This is a genomic window from Spirosoma aureum (assembly GCF_011604685.1).
Classification (GTDB): Bacteria; Bacteroidota; Bacteroidia; order Cytophagales; family Spirosomataceae; genus Spirosoma; species Spirosoma aureum.
Genome location: NZ_CP050063.1, coordinates 5,972,053 through 5,993,804, shown reverse-complemented (window position 1 = coordinate 5,993,804; position 21,752 = coordinate 5,972,053). Strand labels below are relative to the sequence as shown.

The following is a 21,752-nucleotide window of genomic DNA, read 5'->3' as shown; positions in this document are numbered from 1 at the left end:
ATTGGCAAGCCATAATTTATTTTATATCAATGCATTAATTCATCGAAAGAGAGCGTCAGGTAGTAGAGTCCGCCCACGGCTGATGAACCATACGCCTGTACAACGTAATTGTTTGCCAGATTACTGGCCCCAAGTTTCAGGGTTGTTTTTAAAGACGGTAGTCGATAGCTAACCTGTGCGTCGAGCAATGAATAGGATGGAATTCGACCCGGTCGATTTTCAGTAAATGTGCCATACCAGTCGAAAGCTTCCTGCCAGTGCCAGGCCACACTGAAACCTACACGATCGGTCAAACGATCATTGCTCAAAACCGCATTGGCTTTGAAACGGGGCGTATTAAAAGCCGGAATATTGTTTGGATTGGCATCCAGAATATTGAATTGCGCCCAGGTCGCATTGATATTCAGAAGATAACCGCGATTTAGCGTGGCTGTCAATCCGGCACTGGCTCCTTCTGTCGAAACGCGGTCGGCCGCATTGGTATAAAGTTGATAAGCCTGCCGGTTCGCTGTGGTCAGTACATCGGAGGCTGCGGCCGGATTGATACTGCCATCGGCCAGAAGTACCGGACTTTTGGGGCTGATAACCACCTGATTTATAAGGAAATTTCGGTATTGACCATGGTAATAACTCAGATCGATCAATAAACGGGGCGTTAGCAATCCTTTATACCCTATTTCAAAAGCCTGCGACTGTTCAGGGCGAATGTAAGGTACGTTCGACTTCACCAGCTTATCTTTATTTTTGGCAACGGCTTGTGGGAAAGGGGTACCTGCGGCCAGATCCTGCCCGAACGCAGCGCCAAAATCACCCACAGATGACGATGTAAATGAGTTTTCATAGGCACCCAGACCTGCCGAGTTTGCCGGGGCCCCGCCCAGAATAATGATCGGACCGACGTTCAATTTAATAAACTGATCAGGTACAGTAGGGTTCCGGAATCCGGTCTGGTAACTGGCCCGAAAATGATGCGCATCGTTCGGTGAGAACACCGCCGACGCTCTTGGGGTAAAGTTTCCGGCGAAATTCTGATTTTTGTCGTAGCGCCCCGATAGCGTAAGTTTCAGTTTATCGTTCAGGATCGTTTTAGCCACCTGTAGAAACGCACCATACTCCGACACCCGCACCTTATTGACTATGTCATCGAAGAGTGTCCCGTTGGTTTCCATTGCGTAATAGCGCAGATTACCACCGCCCTGTAAATTCACAACCCTGACATGTGGGGTGAAGTCATATAGGCCTTCGACATGGTATAATTTGCTCTGACTGAGAACTCCTGCTCCTTGTAATCCGGCAATGTGAATGTATTTGTCTTTTTCCCGGTCAAAATCGGCGGAACCGGGGGTGAATCGTCCCTGATCGGCAAATGTGCGGGCGGCATCGTTACTCTGAGCGGTAACGCCTTCCACTTTTCCACCATAAGCTGCGCCATAACGCTCAAACCAGGTGGCGTCGGCTTTGTCGGGCGAAACCACGTTGCCGCTCAGATCACGCACCCATGCGCGGTTGATGAGTTGGCCCAGTGAACGCGTATTATAGGAGTTATTCGAGTTCTCGGCAGTTGAGTACGCCCGAATGAAAAAGTTTTTGCCACGTAGTTCCAAGCGATGCTGCGTTAACCGGAAATCATTAAGCATAAACCGGCTACTACCCGTATAATTGGCCGTTCCCTGATTCACATTTAGTGCATAAATGGCTTCGACAGTAGGCGTAATCCGGCAATGAAGAGCGCCATTCAATTTCAGACTATAAACATCGTACGTAGTTAAATTGCGCTCTTCATAACCTGTTCGCGAAACGCGACCGATGCCCGGTAGCGTTTGCGCTACTTCATCCCCATAAATATTCAGCGCATTTCGGCCTGGGTTTGTTGGGCCGCGCTTATCGGGACTGGTATTTGGATCGATGTCGGTGTAGTCGGCTGCATACCAGTCGCGACCTTTGAGGTAGGATGCATTCAGTTTAAACGCAAACCTGTTGCCAAATGCTTTGGCATAACGTACCGATGTTTCTGAGAAGAGTTTTGCGCCATCGCCAGTTGGATCGGCTACATGATTGATCCCTGTTTTCTGCTGTACGCTTAGCCCTTGATAATCAAAAGGATTTTTGGTTTTCGTATACAACAGACCATTGAACGCTACCGGGCCATACAGGGCAGAGGCTGCCCCTGGAATCAATTCGGCCGATTCCACATCTAGATCTGACACGCCAAACAGGTTGCCTACCGAGAAGCCCAGCCCCGGTGACTGGTTATCGACTCCATCTACCAGTTGGAGAAACCGGCTATTGCCCGTCGAGTTGAAGCCCCGTGTGTTGATCTGGCGATACGTCAGTCCGCTGGTAACCATATCCACACCCTTCACATTGTTAAGCGCTTCAAAGTAGTTGGCCGAAGGCGACTGCCGGATAGCACGGGAATCGAGTTTTTCGATACTTACCGGCGAGCGCAGGCTACTTTCTTCAACCCGCGATGCTGCTACAACGACCTGGTCGAGCAATTCAGACGAAGAGCGTAGCCGAACCGTCAGCGATTGGTTTGCCGGGATCAAAACTTCCTGCCTTTCGTAACCAATCATCGATACGATAAGAAGCCGCCCGTTCACATCGGAACTGGGCAAACTGAATCGGCCCAGGTCATCCGTAACGGCCCCACGCTTACTGCCTTTAAGGATAATGCTTGCTCCCGCCAGCGGTTTTCCAGTTTCGGCATCGGTAATAGAGCCATGAAGTGCTGCTGTCTGGGCCAGGGCAGATGGTGTCAGCCCACTGAGAAACAGCAAAAACAATAGGTTTATATAAAGAGATTTCATGAAGTATGGGAGTAAGTATTTATGGGCTACAGTGCAACGAACCAATTAGGTATGTCTTTACCAGACCCAGCATACAATCACTGACTAATGCATATGCGTAGCCAATGCGGATTTGATCGGACATTGAGCCCTAATCCGGAGTAGATGTGAAAACGAAAGAGAAGGAAATGACGAACAACCCCGATTGTCCGATTTATCAGAACACGATAAACTGGCAATGGATAGCTGAGTTGTTAACGAACCGGCATGATAGGTACAGCCCATAGCTGGCAAAGAGTCTGTTTGACCAGAAGCCATACAAGCAATAAAGCAAAGTCAGAAAAAGCAGGCATTCGTTGTCGATTTAGATACGTACATGAACATGACTCATCCGCCTAGACAGATTAGCCTACTTATTCATACCTGTAACCGGCCGTCAGGCGGTCAGTTCGGGTGGGGGAGAGTAAATCGGCTCAGAGCGAGTCGAGAAAACTAAAGGCGTATCAGGAATCCGGATTGATTCACGCCAGGATAAAAACAGAAAATGAAGGACCGTACGTGGGCTGGGTGAGTATTCTTTAAGTAAAAGCTTTAAGAGTTGGCTGGCTTTCCCACCGGTAGCGGGCACCGAGGTCAGATGATGATTTACAAACGTCAGCAGATCATCCTGCCAGAACGAACGGCTGGTCGATTCCAAACCAGCAATGTGCAGGGTGTCTCCCTGCACTTCCAGACTCACGACATTGTAATAATGACCACGGTAATTAAAACCATCTTCGGTCGTACGGACAATTACGGTACCGTCGGTTTTGTTAACCAGAGGAATCTGAAATTCGACGATGCTATCCACCGATCGATAAACCTGCAAACGAGTCGATAGGTCATGTTCTTCCTGCCACCATGCGCTCAGGCCCGCAATAACGTGCGCCAGCGTATGACAGAGTAGCAGGAAGAACAACCCAAACGAAACTAATTTTTTCACGTTCAGCGATGCGAAGCAGATTGTAATGCTAAAGTACTATCGAATCCTGAACAAAATCAATGCCTTCCGATAACTCAATGCATAAATTCAGCCAATTCACTTACCAAGCCCATACACATCGTTATAAAAGTGTAATTGCCCCGCTGCATCGACATCCGCAATGTTGTAGGTGATGAAAACCGGAAACCGTTTAGGAATGGCCAGCGTCTGCGGCTTTTGATCGATCAGGCAGCGGTTCATGAAACCGGCATCGAATGTTTGTTTGCCGAGCACGAAGTTGGCTAGCTCGACGGGCTTTTGCACACGTACGCAGCCATGACTCCGCCAGCGATCGGCAGTGAGGGTGAACATGTCGCGGCCATTGGTATCGTGGAGGTAAATGGCCAGCGGATTTTCCAGATCGAATTTAATCAGCCCCAACGAATTCTCGCAACCCGATGCCTGCCGGATCCGGTACGGAAAATTTGTCTCAGACAGGCTTTCCCAGTCAATTTCTTCGGGATCTACTTCACGGTTACGACTGTCGAGTACCTGTAAATTCTGATTGTTCAGGAAGGCCAGGTTTTTCCTGATTTTGGGAAGCATTTCGTTGATCGCAATACTTTTCGGAACATTCCAGTAGGGATAGGCAACGATGTCTTTAATGTACGTTGTCATACAGGGCGTTCGCTTATCTTTTTTGCCCGTAATGACTTTCATGGGTAAAAACCGTTTCCCACTTCGATCAAACACGTTCAGTTCGCCTGCCGGAATATTAACTACCACAAATTTTTCGGGGTCGAACCGATTAATATAGCGGTAAAAATTGAGCGTTTGCCGGATCAACCGAAGCGAATCGGCAACGCCAGGACTTGCTTTTGTCCGATTTCGTAATCGGTTATAATGCTTCACTAACTGATTATACGGAGAAAAGGAAGCTACATCGGTAATGGCTGCGGGCGAGAAGGTCGTACTGATCTTCTCGGACCACGATGAATCAACGGCTTCCGGAAGGCCACTAAATTCTATCCGGGATGGCTTCTTGCCATACCGTGTTTCCATGACTAACTGGGCGATTTTTTCAGTAATATCATCTTTAGAAGTGGTGGTACTGATCGTGAAGCGGCTCGTATCGATGCCCACTGAGTCGGCATATTGGCAAACCTGGTGCAAAGTTTGCTTTGCCTGCTTAAGCTGACGCAAAGCCTGCTCCCGGTTTTGTTTCTCTTCCTGTTTTGTCTTCTGCCAGTTAATCACCTGGCGACCGACAAAGAATACGATCACTAATCCGGCCAGAATGGCCACCCCAATCCATATTTTACGTTTATCCATTTTTCGTTGAGTGTATATTCACAATAAACACCGAAATGCCCGCTTAGGTTGTGTGTATTCGGTCTAAAGCAAAAAACGCTTTTATCGGATGGACCTGATAAAAGCGTTTTTTGAGCGAATTTTGTTGATCCCTCAACCACTAACTATAGGCTGGCTTATCAATGTCAGGCTTAGGATTTGGATTCCGGTTTGGATGCCGAATTCGCAGATTAGATCCCGGTTCGTCACCATCCATATAGTCATCTTCCAACTGATCGGCAGGCAGCTCTTCTGCGTCTATCTGACTGCCGGGTCCACTGGTTCCCTCTGCCGACTGGTTAGCCAGTCCTGCGGGCGAAATAGCTTGTTTTGCACGAATCAGATCTTCTTTTTCTTCACTTTCCATTACGTCCTCCTTTCGTGGTTTGGGGCTCCTATCAACAGCCGTTTTTCAATTAGATAACCGACGATTCTCGATATTGTTCGGTTGGTATAGATAGACAAAATCCGCCAATTCGGTAATCGAACTGGCGGATTTTGTGTGCTACTAAAGATTTTTTGTCTATTTGCCTCCTTCTGCGGGCATCAGCACTGTATCAATTGAATGAACGATTCCGTTTGTGGTTTCAACATCGGCCGCGTTAACGGTCGCGGTGTTACCTGCCCCATCGGTAATGGTAACTGTATCGCCCTGTTTACCAACGGTTAGTGTGCCACCCGTTACTGTTTTGAGCTTCTGACCATCCTGCAACTGATCGGAGGTTAACTTGCCTTTTACAACGTGATACGCTAATAGTTTGACTAGTTTTCCTTTAGCCGCTGGTTGCAGAAGTCCATCTACAGTGCCTTCCGGCAATTTATTGAAAGCCTCATTGGTTGGGGCAAACACCGTGAATGGGCCTTTACTACTAGCCTGTTCGGTCAGGCCCGATACGCGCAATGCCCGAAATAAAATGGTATGGTCGGCCGATTTTGCGGCACTGATCGCCAGATCTTTACCGGTCGAAACCCCCGATTTTAAGTTTGCTCCGGGCATCCCCATCGTACTGGTTGCCGCAGCAGTAGGCTGAGCCGCCGTATTCTGATCCTGAGCTGTAATTGTTGTATTAACCCCAATAAGTAGGGCGAATCCCATCGCCCAGCCGAAACACGATTTCGTTGTCATAGTCGAGTATAAATGGTGAATACAAATCGACTTATTCGATTGAATAAGCCCCGATGCCACACACATCGGTTTCAGGTGAACGACCTTTTCGAAAAAATGTTTCGTAAACGGTATTTAATGGGATAAAAATTGAGGGAAAGCACAGCCCGGCTTTCTGATAAAGAGTTAAAAAGTTGGATGCTGTTGTTCTGATAAGTAAAACAGTTGCCTGTCTAAGTCAAAATCTTTACTGATGAGAAGTACCACTCTGCAGCGCCTATGTCCGTGTAAGGAGAATGGGTATATGTGGATAGACAAATGCATTGATTGACAATTCTTTCCCGATTGTTAATTTATTTTCGATGGGAAAGGCCAACTTTGTGTTTCGATTGTTTCTTACCAAAAACCAATCGAACGCTAATTATTATGCAGATCTCGAAACATAAAGTAGCCGCCATCCACTATACCCTCCGTGATGATGCAGGCAACATCCTGGATTCGAGCCAGGAACGTGACCCGCTCTATTACCTTCATGGCAAGGGTAACCTGATTCCAGGAATGGAAGAAGGGCTGGAAGGAAAAGCCAAAGGCGACAAAGCAAAAATAGATGTAGCTCCTGAAAAGGGCTATGGCAAACGAAATCCCCAACTTATTCAGGAGGTTCCAATCAAAGCGTTTGGTGGCCAGAAAATAGAAGTTGGGATGCAGTTTGAGACCAATCAGGGCGAATTGATCACCGTAACACAGGTAGGACCTGAAACGGTGACCGTTGATGGCAACCACCCATTGGCCGACCAGAATCTGCATTTCGACGTTGAAGTCGTAGAGGTACGCGACGCTACCCCTGACGAACTGGCGCATGGACACGTTCATGGTCCCGGTGGGCATCATTAATCGGTAGAAAGCTGATTGTCTGTGGTTTGTGGTTCGCCTTATTCGTAGGAGTAGGCGACCCACAAACCACTTTTTTTGTAGGAATGTACCTGCTGGTAATCCAGAGAATTCACCCTACTCAAAGCGCTTCATACCGTATTCTGATTATTCGTTTCCCATCTTCGGTAGGCCGATCTATCGAAATCGTTTCAACAGAAATACTTTTATTTTTGAGTACTTCTTTAACGTATTTGACATCGGTTGTTGGCTGATCATTCAGGTAATACGTTACCGTTCCGTCGGGATAATCAAATAAATTCAGGGGAAACCGAGCCGAACTGGTATTGATAATCCGGCTATATATTGTTGACGGACTCGGCGGAGATACCTGATCGATAATCTCCGAATCTTTAGGCTTGATCTGTTGGTAGGTAGGAAAAGAATTTTCCTGTTTTTTTGCCTGCGCATACGAGGTATATCTGCTTGCAAGCGTAAGCATGGCCAGACAAAGTGCAGTCCAATGATAGCCCAACATTGTATAGAGAGTTGTCGTAAGTATACAAAAAGACGCTACCCTTACTGAAAGTTGCCGTTCTATAAAGTCCGTAACAGTCAGCAAGGGTAGATAGTCCGTGCATTTTAGTAACGCACAACTTCGTTATCTAGTACATCTTTAGGGCGTATTCTGTGACATGAAAGCCGGATAGACTGGCCGGACTACGGTTTTGTGGCTGTACTATCTGCTTTACGCTTGGCATCTTCTTTGGCTTGCTTCTTGAAAAAACCACGCAACAGGAAATTATTCTGAGCGGCTTTCAAATCTTCATTGAGCAAAGCGCTACCTCTGTTTAAATTCCGGAGCGTAATCCGAAGGTTATTCGCTGTTTCCTGATCGGTTAGTAACACACCTAGCGGACTGTTGTTGTTATTGAGTTTTTCGGATGCCCGGTTAAAGTTCTCCGTGGATTTTCGCAGGCTGCCAACGGCGACATCGGCCGACGTTGCCGCGCTTTCCAGCCGCCCCGCCGAGCGGCTTAATTGGCGGAAAACCGTTGTGTCAGTCACCAGCTCATTGGCTAACGTTCCTTTTGCATTTAATTTAGCCGCAAATTGCGATACCGCGCCTGTGACCTTTACGGTGTTATCAGACGCCTTTTCCAGGTTTAGCATGGCCCGCTTAAAGTTGTTGGCAACGATCGAATCAGTCAGCACAGCGCCAACTGTGCCTTTGCCCTTTCTAAGGTTCCCGACCAGTTCTTTGAAGTCGTTGGTTACGCGCAGCAGATTGTTATTATTTTCCTGTAGGGTCGCCATAATCTGGTCTGAGCTTAGGGCCGCCTGGGTTTGCAGCCGGTCGCCGTCTTCAACCTCAGGATGATTATTGGTTCCGCCCACAATGACAACAATTTTATTGCCAATCAGCCCATCTGAGCTAATGCTTGCACTGGCGTCTTTCCGGATGAACTGCTTCGAACTCTGTTCGACGTCCATGTCTACTTCTACCTGCGCATTGCTATAGATACTGACTCGCTTAACCGTTCCGACTTTTACGCCTGAAAACCAGACGTTATTGCCTGCTTTGAGGCCTGATACATCTTTGAAAACGGCAATGAGACGGATGCTTTTCGTGAAGCGTTTTTGTTGCCCGCCCAGCACAAACACCCCTGCAACAAAGATGATAATGCCCAGCAGAACAAATATGCCAACAACAACAGAGCGTTTGTTCGATTCTGTACTCATAGTGAATTAGTGAATTGAGTAATTTAGGTAACTCGGTAATGGAGGTAATTGTGTAAAATCGTGTCAGTTCAGCAGCTGAGCCGATATTCGTTTACCGGATTACCTTACATTGGCTAATCGACAAATTTGTAATTGTAAAACTGCTGTATTCGCTCATCGGGGTCGGCAAAAACCTCCTCGAACGGGCCAACTCGCTCGAAGCGCCCATCCAGAAGCATGGCCACACGATCGCCGGTGGTTTTCGCACAGGTCAAATCGTGAGTAATGATAATGGAAGTCGCTTTAAAGCGTTCTTTAACTTCATTAATCAGGTTGTTGATCTCGATACTTGTGATCGGATCGAGCCCGGCCGTTGGTTCGTCGTAGAGCATGATTTCAGGCTTCAGCATTAAGGTTCGGGCAATACCAATTCGTTTGCGCTGACCACCCGAAAGCTCCGAGGGCATCTGGTTGATCGTCTGCGACAAACCAACATCGTCCAGAGCTTCTTCAACGGCGCGGTCAATTTCTCCCTGCGTCAGATCCCGCACATTGCGTATGAGCGGGAATTCCAGATTTTCCCGAATACTCATACTATCATACAATGCACTGCTCTGAAACGAGAAGCCAACTTTCTGACGGAACATATCGAGTTCTTGGTCGCGAAGTTTTTCAACATCCTGTCCCAGCACAACAACACTTCCGGCGTCGGGCTTCAATAAACCAACAATAATTTTAATCAACACTGACTTTCCTGTACCAGAACGACCCAACACGACTACATTTTCGCCCCGGCTAACATCCAGATCGATACCGCGCAGTACGTGTAAGTCGCCAAACGACTTTTTCAGGCCGTGAATACTGATAACTGGATCGGTTGGTTGTGTCATTTATAGTACAGGAATTTGGGTAAAAGAGTCATTAACTAAAATCTTGTTCATTCGTCGGCGTTCATCGCTAGTTGCCTCGAATAGCGGTTATGATCTGAAGCGACAGCAATTCTTCGATGAAGACCAGAAACATGGCTGTTACAACGGATGCATTGGCCGCCTTACCAACGCCCTCAGTCCCTTTTGAGGAATGATAGCCTTTGTAGCAACCGACCATGCCGATCGTAAAACCAAATACAATCGATTTTGTGATGGAAGCGAAAATATCGGTGTACGTAATGGCGCCAAAGACCTCCTGAAAATAGGACACAAAGCTGGTTTGCTCGTTCTGATTCACATTAATGAATGCCCCCAGGAGCCCGACAAAAATGGTATACATTGTCAGAACGGGAATCGTGATCGATGTGGCCAGTACACGACTCACTACCAGGAACTTGAACGGGTTTGTACCCGAAACTTCCATAGCATCGATTTGCTCCGTTACGTTCATGGAACCCAGTTCGGCGCCAATACTCGACCCTACTTTGCCAGATGCAATCAGTGCTGTTACGAGTGGCCCTAACGCCCGCACAATGGCAATGGCAATAAGGGAGGGCAGCCACGAAGTAGCCCCAAACTCAGACAACGACGGTCGCGACTGATTGGTAAACACGATACCGGTAATAAAGCCCGTTGTTGAGATCAGCAACAACGATCGATACCCTACTTCATAACACTGCCGGATAATCTCCTTAAATTCATAGGGAGGAATAAACGCTTCCCGAAAGAAGCGTCCGACAAAGGCCGAAACATCGGCCAGATTTAAGAAGAACTTATCCAGCCGCCGGTTAACGACGGGCTTACTGGATGATTTATTGGCGGAGTTGGTGGTGTCTGACTGCATTAAAGCGCTGACAGTGGTTCTGATCGGATTATTCTAATAACTGATTTGACGGGTTTGGGTTTTAATTTATCCAATACCTTCACAAAGTGTGCAACATTACTATAAACAAAACATGGAGTCAAGTCGCCCATTTGGCCGCCGAATAATCAATTAAGGACCTTGATGTAACCAGCAATCCATAAATTTGCTACCATTCAATTGCACCATGAAGAAAATTTTACCGGCGTTTTTATTGATTCGTTTAGTAAGTTGTTTTGCGTTATGCTGGGTAGTTGGTGGCTGTAAATGGAATCTGGATACCCGATCATTCCCTAAATGCGAAAGCCCCACAGCAAAAATTAATTATCAGGCTAATTTACTGAGTGTTACTTTTTCTCTCTCTGCTTTAACGGGAACTACCGACGACGTGAAGTGGGATTTTGGTGATGGCCAATCAGGAAGTTCGGCCGTGGCGGTTTCAATGCCACATTCATACACGGCTTCGGGAACATATGCCGTTAAAGCCAATCTGACCAATAAATGCGGGGATGCTTACACGGCCAGTACAAGCATAACAATCAGTAATGTTGTTCCGCCAACGGTTACCATTCAGGACCTCGATCCGACTACCATAACCATGAACTCAGCGGCCCTTCGCATGACCGTAACCAGTAATGGCAACGGAGTAATTAGCCGGTACGGTTTATGTTATTCCACAACCAATAATCCGCCTACAATTGCTGATCAGAAGACCGAAAATACATTTAATCCAACGGTAGGAACTGCAAACTCATTTACGATGACTCAATTGCAGCCCGGTACGACTTATTACGTTCGTGCTTTTGCGATCAATAGTGCCGCTCCCAGCTATAGTCAGGAGGTAAGAACGTTTACAACGCCACCTCTGCTCCCCGTTGTAACGACTATTGGAACGAGTTCGCTCGATCGGAGTACGGCTTTGGTGTTATTCAGGCTGGATAATGCCGGCATTCCAGCTGCTATTCGTTATGGTATCTGCTATTCCAGTACGTCAAATGATCCCAAACTACCTGGTGCATCGGCAGTAGATGTTACCGGCCCAGTTGTTGGAGCCAATACGTCCGTAACACTCACTAACCTGTCTATCAACACAAGGTATTACTATCGGTCGTTCGCGGTGTATGGAGATAATCTGGTCGTCTATGGAGACGTTCTGCCCTTTACTACACTCGATTTTGACCTGACAACTGGTTTAGTGGCCAGCTTTCCATTCGATGGAAATGCCAGTGATGTTAGCGGAAACGGCAATCATGCGACATTAAGAAACGGGCCTACGTTTACGGCTAACCGTAAGGGCGGTGATCAGACGGCACTATATTTCGATGGTGTGGACGATTACATTGAAATTGCTGATAATGCCAGCCTACGCCCGGCCAGTATTTCAATTAGTGTCTGGATTAAACCAAGCGCAGCGGCCCGAACATCCAGGATGCAGATTTTTATGAAAAACAACTTCGCCGATGGCGAAAAGGAGCAGTATAGCGCTATTGTCAAAGAGATACCAGTTGGGTCGTCGGCAACGAAACCATACATCAATTTCGACATTAAGCAACAGAGCAACTGTGTTCAGAGTAAAGGTTGGCAGGATCTGGAACTGTCTGATCTGGTTTTGGTGGATACTTGGCAGCATCTGGTTTTTGTTTACTCGGGTAGAACCATGACTGTGTATCAAAATGGGAAAGCGATCCGCTCAAAGACGGATTTGACCCAAACCTTTATCGACGACTGTATTGGTGGTACCTTAAAGTTTGGGGCGCAGTCGAAAAACTTTCCGAATTATTTCCAGGGTGCTATGGACGATATTCGAGTCTATAACATACCCCTAAATCAGGATCAGGTCGATGCGCTTTATAGTCGCCAATAACAATGGAGAGAAATTTAGTTAACTGGCTTATCATCTGGTGCTTCGGCATTGGTTTGAACTATGGCCAATCGCCGGAGAAACCGCCAATGGTATCGAACATTCGGGTTGAGTCGTCTACACAGCAGGTTATTATTCGTTATGACGTAGAAAATCTGACACTGAAAGACTCCGTTTTTATTCAGATTGAAGGACGACTGCGGGGGCTATTGAAAGTGAGAACACTATCGGGCGATGCCGGACTGGGCGTTACGTCGGGTACGAACAAAATCGTTGTCTGGGATTACCTCCGAGACGGCGAAACGCTGGATGAGGAAATCCAGGCAAAAGTAAATATCAAGCCTTTTACTAAGCCTGGTCCAACTGTTAGGAAAGGCAGTGCAGAAAAAGATTCGCCCACAACCACGGAGCAGCAGGTTATTGGCGGTGGTCCGACGAATGCATTGCTATCAGCGCTATTGCCGGGTCTGGGCAACATTATGGTTCAGCCTAAACACAGTATTGGGCTGCGGCCATTGATTTCGGTCGCGTATGTAGGTGCACTAGCCTATGGTTTATTACAGAAAGGCAAGTCAAACGACCAGTATGCGCTGTACCTTCAGCAACCCTATGACCGGCTTGCAGTTCCATATTATAATGAGGCTAACAGCCTGAATCATCGATACGTGCTGGCAGTCAGTGCAGCTGCCGTTATCTGGGTTGCCGATGTTACATACACGCTATTGAAAGGAATAAAGAACGAACAGCGTCGCAAAAATCAAACGATAGGAATGCGACCTACGATGAACGTTGTCGGGAAAACGCCGACATTTGGACTTCGCTATCAGTTCTAGCGGGTAACATGAACCGCTTACTATAAAAAGGATAGCGCTTACAACGGTTTTACGACTTTTGTTGTCTATCTATCCGTAAGGATTACCGGCCCATAACACTAAATGAAAAGAATTGTAATCGTTTTTTGGGGAATCTTACTCTTCGCCAAAACCTTGCTGGCGCAGCAGACGGGCATTATAACCAGCGCCAGTGGTTGGGTAAAAACAGTCAGGCAGGTAGCGCCCGTTATTACCTGGCAAAGTCCGCAACTGACACGGTCGGAGCAAAAAGTGCCAACCGTGCGGATAACCGCGTGCATACAATCGGTGGAGCCACTTACCTACCATTTTTTTCAGAACGGCAAAGAAATCCCAAACAAACGAACGGGTTTTAAGCATATCGAATGTGGGCAGGAACTCACTGAAGAAATTACGCTTGAGCCAGGGGCCAACGAAATACACCTGACTGCAACGAACCCTGCCGGAACGACCACTTCCGACTCGCGTTATGTTACGTATAAAATGGGGCCACAGACTCCGCCATCACCGAATGCCCCCAAGCGTTTAGCTTTGGTGGTTGCCAATGCAAGTTACCCAAAAGCAGCGCTTCGTAATCCAATCAACGACGGACGAACCATTCGGGATTACCTGCAAAAAGTAGGTTTTGAGGTCGTGTTGCGGGAAAATCTGCCACTCCGCGAATTGAAGCGGACAGTAGACACGTTTCTGGTCGATTTAGGGCGTCAGAAACAAAATGTCGGGCTGGTTTTTTACGCTGGTCATGGGCTGATGGTCAATGGGGACAACTACCTGCAACCCGTTGATGCAGACCCGTCAACCGAGCCTGATGTAGAGTTTGAGTGCTATCCATTACGGCGATTGGTTGCTAAAATGGAGCAGGCAAACCCATCGGGGGCTAATCTGGTATTCTGGGATGCCTGCCGCAATAATCCGTACCGATCCTGGAATCGGAGTATGGGCGGCCCTATACACACCACCATTGCGCCACCGGTTGGCACCATGATCGTCTATGCCACGGAACCAGGTAAAGTAGCCTCCGATGGTCTGGAAAAAAATGGCTTGTTTACCAGTGAATTAATTCGGCACATCGAAGAACCCGGTGTTGATATTTACGGGCTCATTGAGCGTATTGATGCTGGTCTGGAAGAACGGGGTATCAAGCAACCACCCTATAGCGAAGGGCGACTGCGCGGTAAATTCTACTTTGTTAAACCAGAATAAGGGTCAGATTTTGGGAGAATGCGCCAGGGCGTGCCACGGTTTTAAACCGTGGCACGCCCTGGCGCATTCTCCCAAAAATTGCCTGCGAACTACAGAATTACTCGTTCAATGAATTAATTTTTTCCCGGACCTGCTCTAGCTGAGGCCTTACTGAGTCGGCTTTGTCGGGCTGGAGCAGCAGAGCCATTTCGTAGTAACGCTGGGCTGCCTGTAAAGCTGTGCCCGCTTTTGCCTTTTGGTCAGCCAGCAGGTAGAGCACAGCCTGATCGTAAGTAGTTCGGGCGATCTGGGTCTGTTCATTAAAACGATACGCCCGTTCACGGTCGATTTCACTCCGCAACGCCTGCTGACGATCTGCATCTGTAATATTGGCAACCTGCTCAGCAGCATGGATCAGATACATCAGCGAATCAGGCTGATTACGGTATTGCTGAAGTAACTGCTCAGCTTCACTAGGCGGGGGGGATTCATTGAGTGGTTGCGCTGACTCTTCGGGGTTTTCAAGAATCGCGGTGCTGTCTTCCGACTCTTCAAAATCTGATCCATTTTCGGAGGTTATAACATACGTTGCGCTATCCTTCGGTTGTTGCGCATGATGTACGGCTCGTTGTTTTGGTCGAATTTTCCACCAATAATAACCACCGCCAATACTCCCTACAACGATCAGCGTTAGCAAAAAAAGCGTTATGGCTTTCCACGGAAATACTGAAACCGGCTCAGGGGTCGGTTCCACAGGAACCGGCGTTTTGGCTGGCGGACGAGGAGTTTGAACACCCATTGGAGCTGGCGTGGGCAGTACTTCGACTGGCACAGGCTCGGGTACGAATTCCTGAATCGGGGGAGCAGCCGGCTTTGTTTCAACCGGCAAAGTGGCTGACGGTTCTGTAGCTACTTCAACGGTGACGAGCATGAAAGGGTCAGCCAGTGAGCCGGTAGCCTGCGTCAGTGAATCCAGACTGGTTACCTTCGCCAGATTTTGTGCAACGGTAGTAGTAATACCAGCTCCTTCGGCATCGCCTATGATGTACTGCCCCGGATTCAGTACAGCCGGTAGATCGGTTCGTCCGGAGCCATTCTGCACTGACGAAAACTGGAAACGTCCCCAGGCAAATGCGTTTACAGTACCGGAAGGCGAAATGATCAACTGCCCGAAGCTCCGCAGAATATCATCGTCACTACCGCTAAAAGGCTGGTGTTTCTGCTGGGCAAATCGCTCGCGGAATGATGCTAATGCCTGCTGTCGTATCGGTTCGAATTGACTGGAATTGAGTAAATTACTGTGCGTGCGGGCCGCTTCGTCGGCAAAGGATCTAAACTTGCCTGCCATACCAACCAGAACGGTCGTTCCATCAGACATAACGTGTCGGGCAAAGTAAGCGGGCCGGAGTTCGTTGGTCGAAAACGTTGAAAGGATAGTAAGCGGCTTCATTCGGCTAATGATTCGGTGCTGCGGAGTAAACTACTGATGATGTCGGTCGGAACCTGTATATAGGTAATGCCCTGTCGTTGCTGAATGGGTAATGAGAAACCATCTCCAGCCGATTCGAGCCGTACCGGGCTATTGGCTGCCTGCGTAAATCGGGTCAGCGCCAGGCCATTGAGCAAATACCGCTCAAGTTGTTTTCGATTGCTGGCCTGAATGTACAGCCGTTCGGTTCCGGAACGAAACGATAAACCATTATCGCCCGTCAACAGATCAAGCCGGTTCTGCAACGAATCGAGCCGGACCCAAACCAGATGCCGATCTGTGTCCATTCGATTCGACTGGAGCGTTTGTGCAGGCATAGGGACCTCGTCGGAAGGTCCATTCAGCCAGACAATAGCTATTATGAGTACCAGAAACGTTGTGATACTGAACACTAAACCGACTGGCTTCGGGCGCGCCGGGGTAGCCAGAGGGGGCGAAGCCAGTGGAGTTACGGCTGGTTGCTCGTTGGGTACGGATCGGCGAAGTTTCATAGGCTGCTGGCAGAGGATTGTGGGCTATCGATTACTTCTTTTATGAGCTTGCGGATTAGCTCTGCGGTGGCCGGATCCCAGGCACCACCCGGCGAATGACTGTAAAAGGACACATAAATGACCCGGAAACGATTGTTTCGTAAATCGGCGGGGCGCAATTGTCGATCGTGCAAAGGTTCCTGGCTGACAACCAGCAGCAGGTGTTTATCGCGTGCGCTCCCGGCTGCCCGATTCCCGCTGATCGTGCCGGTTTTGGCATAAAACGAATATTGGCCATCATAAGCATCACGCAGCGGTCGTAGCCATTGAGCTGTACCTTCCTGAATAGCTTCGTGCATGCCTGCAAAGAGATTCTGGGCGTAAAATGTACTGAGCTGATCCGGCGCTATCCACGACGCATCGACACTAAATCCCGTCTGAGTGGCAGCTGGTTGATCAGCCAGAATATGCGCTTTGTAGGCGTTGTTAAATGAAAAGAGCTTACCCGCCATTTCAGCCATTTTCAGGGGCGTTGTTGTAATAGGATAAGCCCCTGATGCGCACTGGGCAATGGCATTTTGCAGACTTGTTCGACGGTCGATCAAATACAGATGAGAGGGTTCGGGGAAACTCCATAGTTTGAACGAACTACGCGATGCATCAATCAGGGCATCATTGAGCCCAGGGGCAAGGTTGCGGCTATGCTGACCATTTTCGCTGACAACCTGTGCTGAATTAACGGGCAAATCGAAATTCTCCCAAAGTCCGCGCCCCAGCAGTGAGTTTGGATTATCCCAGGCTGGAAACTGACGAATGCGATAGGTTTGTCCATCATAGCTTACTAGCGGGAAGTTTCGCTTTGCATCGTCCGATTCGCCTTTCGCGAAAAAAGGAGTATCTGACGAATTATTGACAAACGCCTGTTTGGTTCGCCTTGCCTGAGCCGCATCCAGTGAGCCAAGAAGTAGTACCAGCGAATTGTAAGTATTTGTCGAATGGCTCAGGTAGTAATGATTGTTATGGCCAATCAGGTTGTTTCGCCCAACTGTGAACCGGAGCCCTTTGCCGCCAAAATAGCGCAGGGTATAATCATCGCCGTTTGGGCGGGCAATCGCTTCCATTGTTTGACTATCTACCCCGCCAAGCTGTAGATTTTCCCAGCCCAGATTAAACTGCGACGTTGTAGCCGCGTATAAAACCGGCTTGAAGGTTGAGGCAGGGCCATTGTCCATCCGCATGAGGCACTTGTTGCCGAACAGCATCCGCTCATCATAGCGTTGCGGATCAAGATATAGGGCGTCGAGAAGTGGTTGAAAATCGGCCATTCGATTAGGGTCGATAGCTGTTGTATTACCGCGTTTATGATCAGCCATCAGGCGAATCTGACCGCGTTCGTCAAGCACCACCATGCTGAAGGCTTTAGCACGTTCGGCTGGGGTTCTGGGTGGGCGTGAACCGTAAAAATCGCGTACTAATTCAGTCACCTTCTCGGTTAACGGACGATCAAGCGTAGTTCGAACAGGCTGATGTTGCCGATCTGCATCCCGGTCGTAGGCTGACTTAACCAGGCTCGTAAAGTGGTATGACCATAAAAAACGGTCACGCATGGGATACACGTACTGCGGGCGACCATTTAGCCAGATATTGCGCGCCAGAAAATGCTTGTCATTTTGACGGACTTCATAGTTAATCAGTCTGCCATTTCCTTCGGGCATAAACTGGAGCAGATCGCCGGGTTTTAGTCTCAGTGCAAAGTCTGACCGCGACGATTCCAGTACACGCCCCCCCTGTTTAACCAGATACCGCGACCGGGTTGTGTGTTCGTCACCCTGGGTAGTGGTCAGTACCAGTAAGGGTAGTGAGTCGGTTGTCCAGCTGGCGGGTATAGTGCTTAACCGCAGGTTCAGATTACTGCTACTAAACGGACTGCCGGGGGCACTGAACCAGTCGGCGACTGGGCTGTTACGTGAAATTCGCAACGACTGGTCGCTGTTGGATCGATTGACCAGTTGAACGCTGGGCAATTCCGATCTCGCCAGTAGATGACCCTGATAGCCATCCTGATCGGCATCAGGACTGCTCACGTTATAATAAAATGGATTGACCGCGAACTCCCACATGCCCTCATTGGAGCGACGGAGGTGAATCAGATTCTGTGATCGATTCCTGGCCGGTTGGGCAAGAAAGGCTGTATACGCACTCCGAAGTAGTGGCTGTCGGGCAAAGAGCGAATCGGCTGCTGCATGGCCAGGCCCTTTCAGATAGGTGTCGAACTGGCGTAGTAGCTGTCGAGTCGAACCTCCTGGGTTATTTTGTTCCTGCTGAAACGTCTGGAAAGGGCCATTAAGCTCACCAAAAGCCGTTTGCAGATCGCTGATGGTTTGCGATAGGTCGAACTGGCGTGTATTTCGGTCGAATGGAAACAGGTAATACGATAAGGTAGCAATCAATACTAATCCGGCCATCAGAACCCCAAACGAGTGCCGGCCAAACCGGCTGAATTCATAGCGTGCCGGTAAGGGCTGCGTTGAGGAAAGTGGTGTGCCCAGTACAATAACGGCCACAAAAATAGACAGTGACAGAAGCAATGTCAGGCGACTATTCAGGCTCAACAACGGAAAGTCCTGCCCCACAAATACCATCCGGTTCGTAGCAGTCATCCAGACGGCAAACGCGATACTGAATAGCAGACATACCAGTTGGGCCCGCATTTTTGAGTCAGGACTGAGTTTTCCGCCACTAACGGTACTGATCAACCAACCCAGAAGCAGTGCCAGAAGCATCCAGATGACCCATTCGCTGTGTTCAGCAATCACATACCGAACGGTGACCAGATCGGCGAGTTGTGTCTGATAGGTAGAACCCGTATTAATGTGCGGAACAAGTCGAGCGTAGTGGGTCAGGCTGAAGTTGCCTTTGTCGTAGAAGTAATTGACCAGCCATTGATTCTGGGCGGCTTCAAGGAGTTTTTGATTGGCTCCGGTGTTGAAACGAGTCTGATCCTGACGTACCAGCTCGTCGGCTGAATGAATCAAGATGCCTGCCCGATAGCGGATACGGGCTTCTTTTTCCAGCATACGGTCGACGGTATTCGGGAAGAGAAACAAGCTCCCAATTAACACGGCCATTAGACCAACTACCAGCGGGAGACCCCACGTGGGACGCTTCTCCTGAGGCCACAGAAACCGAAGAACGATTACACCAAAAGCAAGGATGACAATCGTTAGCAGTGGCCCCGGCGCACGAAAGGTAAGTTCGATAAGCCACGGTAGGGCATATAAGTACAATAAAATGGCGGTTGGCGGTCCAAACCAACTGAACAGATAACGGTATTGCCCAAAGCGTGAAGTGCCGGGTAGCTGATGGTCTTCAAAGGTGAACAACCGCAGCCACATGTAGAGTAAACTGAATAGTCCGAAAATAATGGCAAATCCGGCATCGAGCATCCCTAGGAGGCCAAAGCAGCATAACCAGTTGATGGCGGAAAGTCGCTGGTAGACAGACGAATGTACCGAACTATACCCCGTGCGGTAAATCTGCCGGAGCCAGATGTAATCCACCACCATGTAGACGAGCAACGGCAGGAATACACTGGCAATCCGCTCGAGGAACGCAATCGGCCCGGCGGCCACATTGACGAGTATCGGAAGAAGGTACGCCAATAGTGGTTTTTCGGATAAGGCATCAGGCCATTGGGCCAGTTTCCGATTGATCCATTGGCTGACCACATGGCCCCGGAGTTTCCATCCGAAGATGACCGCGAAAAAGAGCAAAACAGCAAGTATAGTGTCAGTGTAGTAGTGCCAGCTCAAGTTGGCAAAATTGGCAGAGGTATCCGTGGGTGGAAATGTACCCACACGCCAAAGCAAAATACCTCGAACCGTCATGAAAGCCAGCAGGAGTATATACGCAATGAGTTCAGTGTTGATGAAGCGCAGAGGCTGACGGGTTGGCCCATAAAGCGAATACGGCGTTAGCCATACAGAAACTAAACTACCGATTACCAGTAGGGCAACCAGCAGAGCCAGATGCCAGAATTGAAGTGGATTGACTGCTTTTAGATCCGTTACACGGAGGAGCCACCGGTTAGCTGGTGTGTCGGAACGGGTAACTGTTTTTAGAGACAGGGTGTCGCCTGCGCGTTTTTCGTTGATCAGCCCGTTCGTTTGTTCCTGACTGACAACCCGAAATCGCATTGGTTGCCTTGTGGGTCCGGTTACGTAAAACAAACTGGCCGAAAATTGATGCCGATTCTGGCTGTTTCGTAGTTTGCCTAGCTGATAGCCAGCTGGTAGGGCGTTGTTAATGACATCGTCGATAGAGGAGGTCAGAAAAAGAGATTCGCCATTCGGCCCCGTTGGTTTCAGGTACATTCGCTCTGGAGTTTCCAGCCACAGTGCCATTTGACGACCAATGGCACCAACGCGATAGAGTGGCGTCCGGCTGACCTTAAGCCCGGTGAAAAACAGTTGCTTCGGACCGAGGAAGGTCGAAAATTCGGGATGCCGACTTAGTGTAATCGTAACGCCATCGATTTGAAGTGACGTTGCTGACCGCAGCATAGCCGCCGATGGAAACAGAAACAGTGGACTATCCTCGTTCGCTTTTGTACCAAGTTGTGCCCGAATCAGGTAGGCACTATCCAGCATGGCCTGAGCCTGTGCCAAACCCGGTCGGTCGATGGGTGCTTTGCTCAGGAGCGTTCCGAGCAATAGACCTGTTTTGATGCGCCGATTGAACAGCAACGTGTCCCAGGGGCTTGTTGACGTACCATTACTGAGTTGCAGGAGGTAGCGAGTCTGATCATCGTCGATGGAATCAATTTTCAGGGATAAGGATCGATTTTGGCCATAACCAATGGTAAATTGCCTGGATACCTGCTTCTCGAAAACCGGATTTGCCAGGGTATACAAGTCGTTGGTACCGATAAATATCGGCTCGCAAAACCCCCGGCCCACTAGTTTGGTCGTGCCCGATGTATTGGACTGGAGTGTCAGATTTCCGGGTTTAGTATCCCAGAACGCCCGGTTTGGATGCTGTCCATCGGCCAGTGTCAACTGTGTTTGAAACTGAATGCCAATGTGTTCGAGAACATGGTGGCTGGCATTTGTATAAATTTGCTCGGGGGCCGACACATAGCTTCGTATGGTAAGGACCGACACAACGCCCAGTGCTGCCAGAAGTATGTAGGTGGGTGTTTTCTGGAATGGACCGCGCCATAGAATCCCGAGGACAGCCACCACACACAAAAGCAGAAAGGTATTCAGATTGAACAGGAAAGCCAGCACAGTATCCATGAATGGTGGTCAAG

At 48.8% G+C, this 21,752-nt stretch carries 16 protein-coding genes; 4 read left to right on the top strand and 12 right to left on the bottom strand.

What is annotated here, in order from left to right; translation table 11 throughout:
- Positions 1-26 precede the first annotated feature (26 nt).
- From G8759_RS23835 to G8759_RS23815, 5 genes are all read right to left on the bottom strand, one after another.
- Complete coding sequence (locus G8759_RS23835; protein WP_167213625.1) at positions 27-2,810, bottom strand: TonB-dependent receptor; 2,784 nt, start codon at positions 2,808-2,810, stop codon at positions 27-29.
- Positions 2,811-3,225: 415 nt separating this feature from the next.
- Complete coding sequence (locus G8759_RS23830) at positions 3,226-3,771, bottom strand: hypothetical protein (RefSeq protein ID WP_167213622.1); 546 nt, start codon at positions 3,769-3,771, stop codon at positions 3,226-3,228.
- A 96-nt stretch (positions 3,772-3,867) separates the two neighbouring features.
- Positions 3,868-5,082, bottom strand: a complete 1,215-nt coding sequence (locus G8759_RS23825; protein WP_167213619.1) for a L,D-transpeptidase family protein — start codon at positions 5,080-5,082, stop codon at positions 3,868-3,870.
- Between the two features lie 139 nt (positions 5,083-5,221).
- Positions 5,222-5,467, bottom strand: coding sequence for a hypothetical protein (locus G8759_RS23820; RefSeq protein WP_162385340.1), 246 nt, complete (start codon positions 5,465-5,467; stop codon positions 5,222-5,224).
- A gap of 156 nt (positions 5,468-5,623) precedes the next feature.
- On the bottom strand, positions 5,624-6,226 hold the full coding sequence (locus G8759_RS23815; protein WP_167213616.1) for a fasciclin domain-containing protein: 603 nt from the start codon (positions 6,224-6,226) through the stop codon (positions 5,624-5,626).
- Between the two features lie 405 nt (positions 6,227-6,631).
- Here G8759_RS23815 and G8759_RS23810 point away from each other — a divergent pair, with 405 nt between their 5' ends.
- Positions 6,632-7,099 (top strand): FKBP-type peptidyl-prolyl cis-trans isomerase, encoded by a 468-nt coding sequence (locus G8759_RS23810; protein ID WP_167213613.1) that lies wholly within the window; start codon positions 6,632-6,634, stop codon positions 7,097-7,099.
- 118 nt (positions 7,100-7,217) lie between these two features.
- On the opposite strand, the gene G8759_RS23805 is transcribed toward G8759_RS23810, so the two are convergent.
- The 4 genes from G8759_RS23805 to G8759_RS23790 form a co-directional block, all read right to left on the bottom strand.
- Positions 7,218-7,613, bottom strand: coding sequence for a hypothetical protein (locus G8759_RS23805; RefSeq protein ID WP_167213610.1), 396 nt, complete (start codon positions 7,611-7,613; stop codon positions 7,218-7,220).
- Positions 7,614-7,795: 182 nt separating this feature from the next.
- Positions 7,796-8,818, bottom strand: coding sequence for an MlaD family protein (locus G8759_RS23800; RefSeq protein ID WP_167213607.1), 1,023 nt, complete (start codon positions 8,816-8,818; stop codon positions 7,796-7,798).
- Between the two features lie 113 nt (positions 8,819-8,931).
- Positions 8,932-9,687, bottom strand: coding sequence for an ABC transporter ATP-binding protein (locus tag G8759_RS23795; protein ID WP_167213604.1), 756 nt, complete (start codon positions 9,685-9,687; stop codon positions 8,932-8,934).
- Between the two features lie 67 nt (positions 9,688-9,754).
- Positions 9,755-10,570, bottom strand: a complete 816-nt coding sequence (locus tag G8759_RS23790; RefSeq protein ID WP_167213601.1) for an MlaE family ABC transporter permease — start codon at positions 10,568-10,570, stop codon at positions 9,755-9,757.
- A gap of 205 nt (positions 10,571-10,775) precedes the next feature.
- On the opposite strand from G8759_RS23790, the gene G8759_RS23785 reads away from it, so the two are divergent.
- The 3 genes from G8759_RS23785 to G8759_RS23775 all read left to right on the top strand — a co-directional run bounded on the left by G8759_RS23785 (position 10,776) and on the right by G8759_RS23775 (position 14,503).
- Positions 10,776-12,452: a LamG-like jellyroll fold domain-containing protein gene (locus G8759_RS23785; protein ID WP_167213597.1), complete on the top strand. Its 1,677-nt coding sequence runs from the start codon at positions 10,776-10,778 to the stop codon at positions 12,450-12,452.
- A gap of 2 nt (positions 12,453-12,454) precedes the next feature.
- Positions 12,455-13,282: a hypothetical protein gene (locus tag G8759_RS23780; protein ID WP_167213594.1), complete on the top strand. Its 828-nt coding sequence runs from the start codon at positions 12,455-12,457 to the stop codon at positions 13,280-13,282.
- Between the two features lie 102 nt (positions 13,283-13,384).
- The gene (locus G8759_RS23775) at positions 13,385-14,503 is read left to right on the top strand and encodes a caspase family protein (RefSeq protein WP_167213591.1); all 1,119 of its coding nucleotides are present in this window, start codon (positions 13,385-13,387) and stop codon (positions 14,501-14,503) included.
- A 97-nt stretch (positions 14,504-14,600) separates the two neighbouring features.
- Here the strand turns inward: G8759_RS23775 and G8759_RS23770 are convergent, their stop codons facing one another.
- From G8759_RS23770 to G8759_RS23760, 3 genes are read right to left on the bottom strand one after another with little or no spacing between them, the layout of a single operon-like run.
- Positions 14,601-15,932 (bottom strand): hypothetical protein, encoded by a 1,332-nt coding sequence (locus G8759_RS23770; RefSeq protein ID WP_167213588.1) that lies wholly within the window; start codon positions 15,930-15,932, stop codon positions 14,601-14,603.
- Positions 15,929-16,462 (bottom strand): hypothetical protein, encoded by a 534-nt coding sequence (locus tag G8759_RS23765; protein ID WP_167213585.1) that lies wholly within the window; start codon positions 16,460-16,462, stop codon positions 15,929-15,931. The genes G8759_RS23770 and G8759_RS23765 overlap by 4 nt, the downstream gene beginning before the upstream one ends.
- Positions 16,459-21,738, bottom strand: coding sequence for a hypothetical protein (locus tag G8759_RS23760; RefSeq protein ID WP_167213576.1), 5,280 nt, complete (start codon positions 21,736-21,738; stop codon positions 16,459-16,461). Before G8759_RS23760 ends, G8759_RS23765 begins: the two co-directional genes overlap by 4 nt.
- Positions 21,739-21,752 lie beyond the last annotated feature (14 nt).

What these genes read in the sequence shown, in the direction of transcription:
- G8759_RS23835 (WP_167213625.1), bottom strand. Translation starts at nt 2,810, where the DNA reads ATGAAATCTCTTTATATAAACCTATTGTTTTTGCTGTTTCTCAGTGGG.
- G8759_RS23825 (WP_167213619.1), bottom strand. Translation starts at nt 5,082, where the DNA reads ATGGATAAACGTAAAATATGGATTGGGGTGGCCATTCTGGCCGGATTA.
- G8759_RS23820 (WP_162385340.1), bottom strand. Translation starts at nt 5,467, where the DNA reads ATGGAAAGTGAAGAAAAAGAAGATCTGATTCGTGCAAAACAAGCTATT.
- G8759_RS23815 (WP_167213616.1), bottom strand. Translation starts at nt 6,226, where the DNA reads ATGACAACGAAATCGTGTTTCGGCTGGGCGATGGGATTCGCCCTACTT.
- G8759_RS23810 (WP_167213613.1), top strand. Translation starts at nt 6,632, where the DNA reads ATGCAGATCTCGAAACATAAAGTAGCCGCCATCCACTATACCCTCCGT.
- G8759_RS23805 (WP_167213610.1), bottom strand. Translation starts at nt 7,613, where the DNA reads ATGTTGGGCTATCATTGGACTGCACTTTGTCTGGCCATGCTTACGCTT.
- G8759_RS23800 (WP_167213607.1), bottom strand. Translation starts at nt 8,818, where the DNA reads ATGAGTACAGAATCGAACAAACGCTCTGTTGTTGTTGGCATATTTGTT.
- G8759_RS23795 (WP_167213604.1), bottom strand. Translation starts at nt 9,687, where the DNA reads ATGACACAACCAACCGATCCAGTTATCAGTATTCACGGCCTGAAAAAG.
- G8759_RS23790 (WP_167213601.1), bottom strand. Translation starts at nt 10,570, where the DNA reads ATGCAGTCAGACACCACCAACTCCGCCAATAAATCATCCAGTAAGCCC.
- G8759_RS23785 (WP_167213597.1), top strand. Translation starts at nt 10,776, where the DNA reads ATGAAGAAAATTTTACCGGCGTTTTTATTGATTCGTTTAGTAAGTTGT.
- G8759_RS23780 (WP_167213594.1), top strand. Translation starts at nt 12,455, where the DNA reads ATGGAGAGAAATTTAGTTAACTGGCTTATCATCTGGTGCTTCGGCATT.
- G8759_RS23775 (WP_167213591.1), top strand. Translation starts at nt 13,385, where the DNA reads ATGAAAAGAATTGTAATCGTTTTTTGGGGAATCTTACTCTTCGCCAAA.
- G8759_RS23770 (WP_167213588.1), bottom strand. Translation starts at nt 15,932, where the DNA reads ATGAAGCCGCTTACTATCCTTTCAACGTTTTCGACCAACGAACTCCGG.
- G8759_RS23765 (WP_167213585.1), bottom strand. Translation starts at nt 16,462, where the DNA reads ATGAAACTTCGCCGATCCGTACCCAACGAGCAACCAGCCGTAACTCCA.
- G8759_RS23760 (WP_167213576.1), bottom strand. Translation starts at nt 21,738, where the DNA reads ATGGATACTGTGCTGGCTTTCCTGTTCAATCTGAATACCTTTCTGCTT.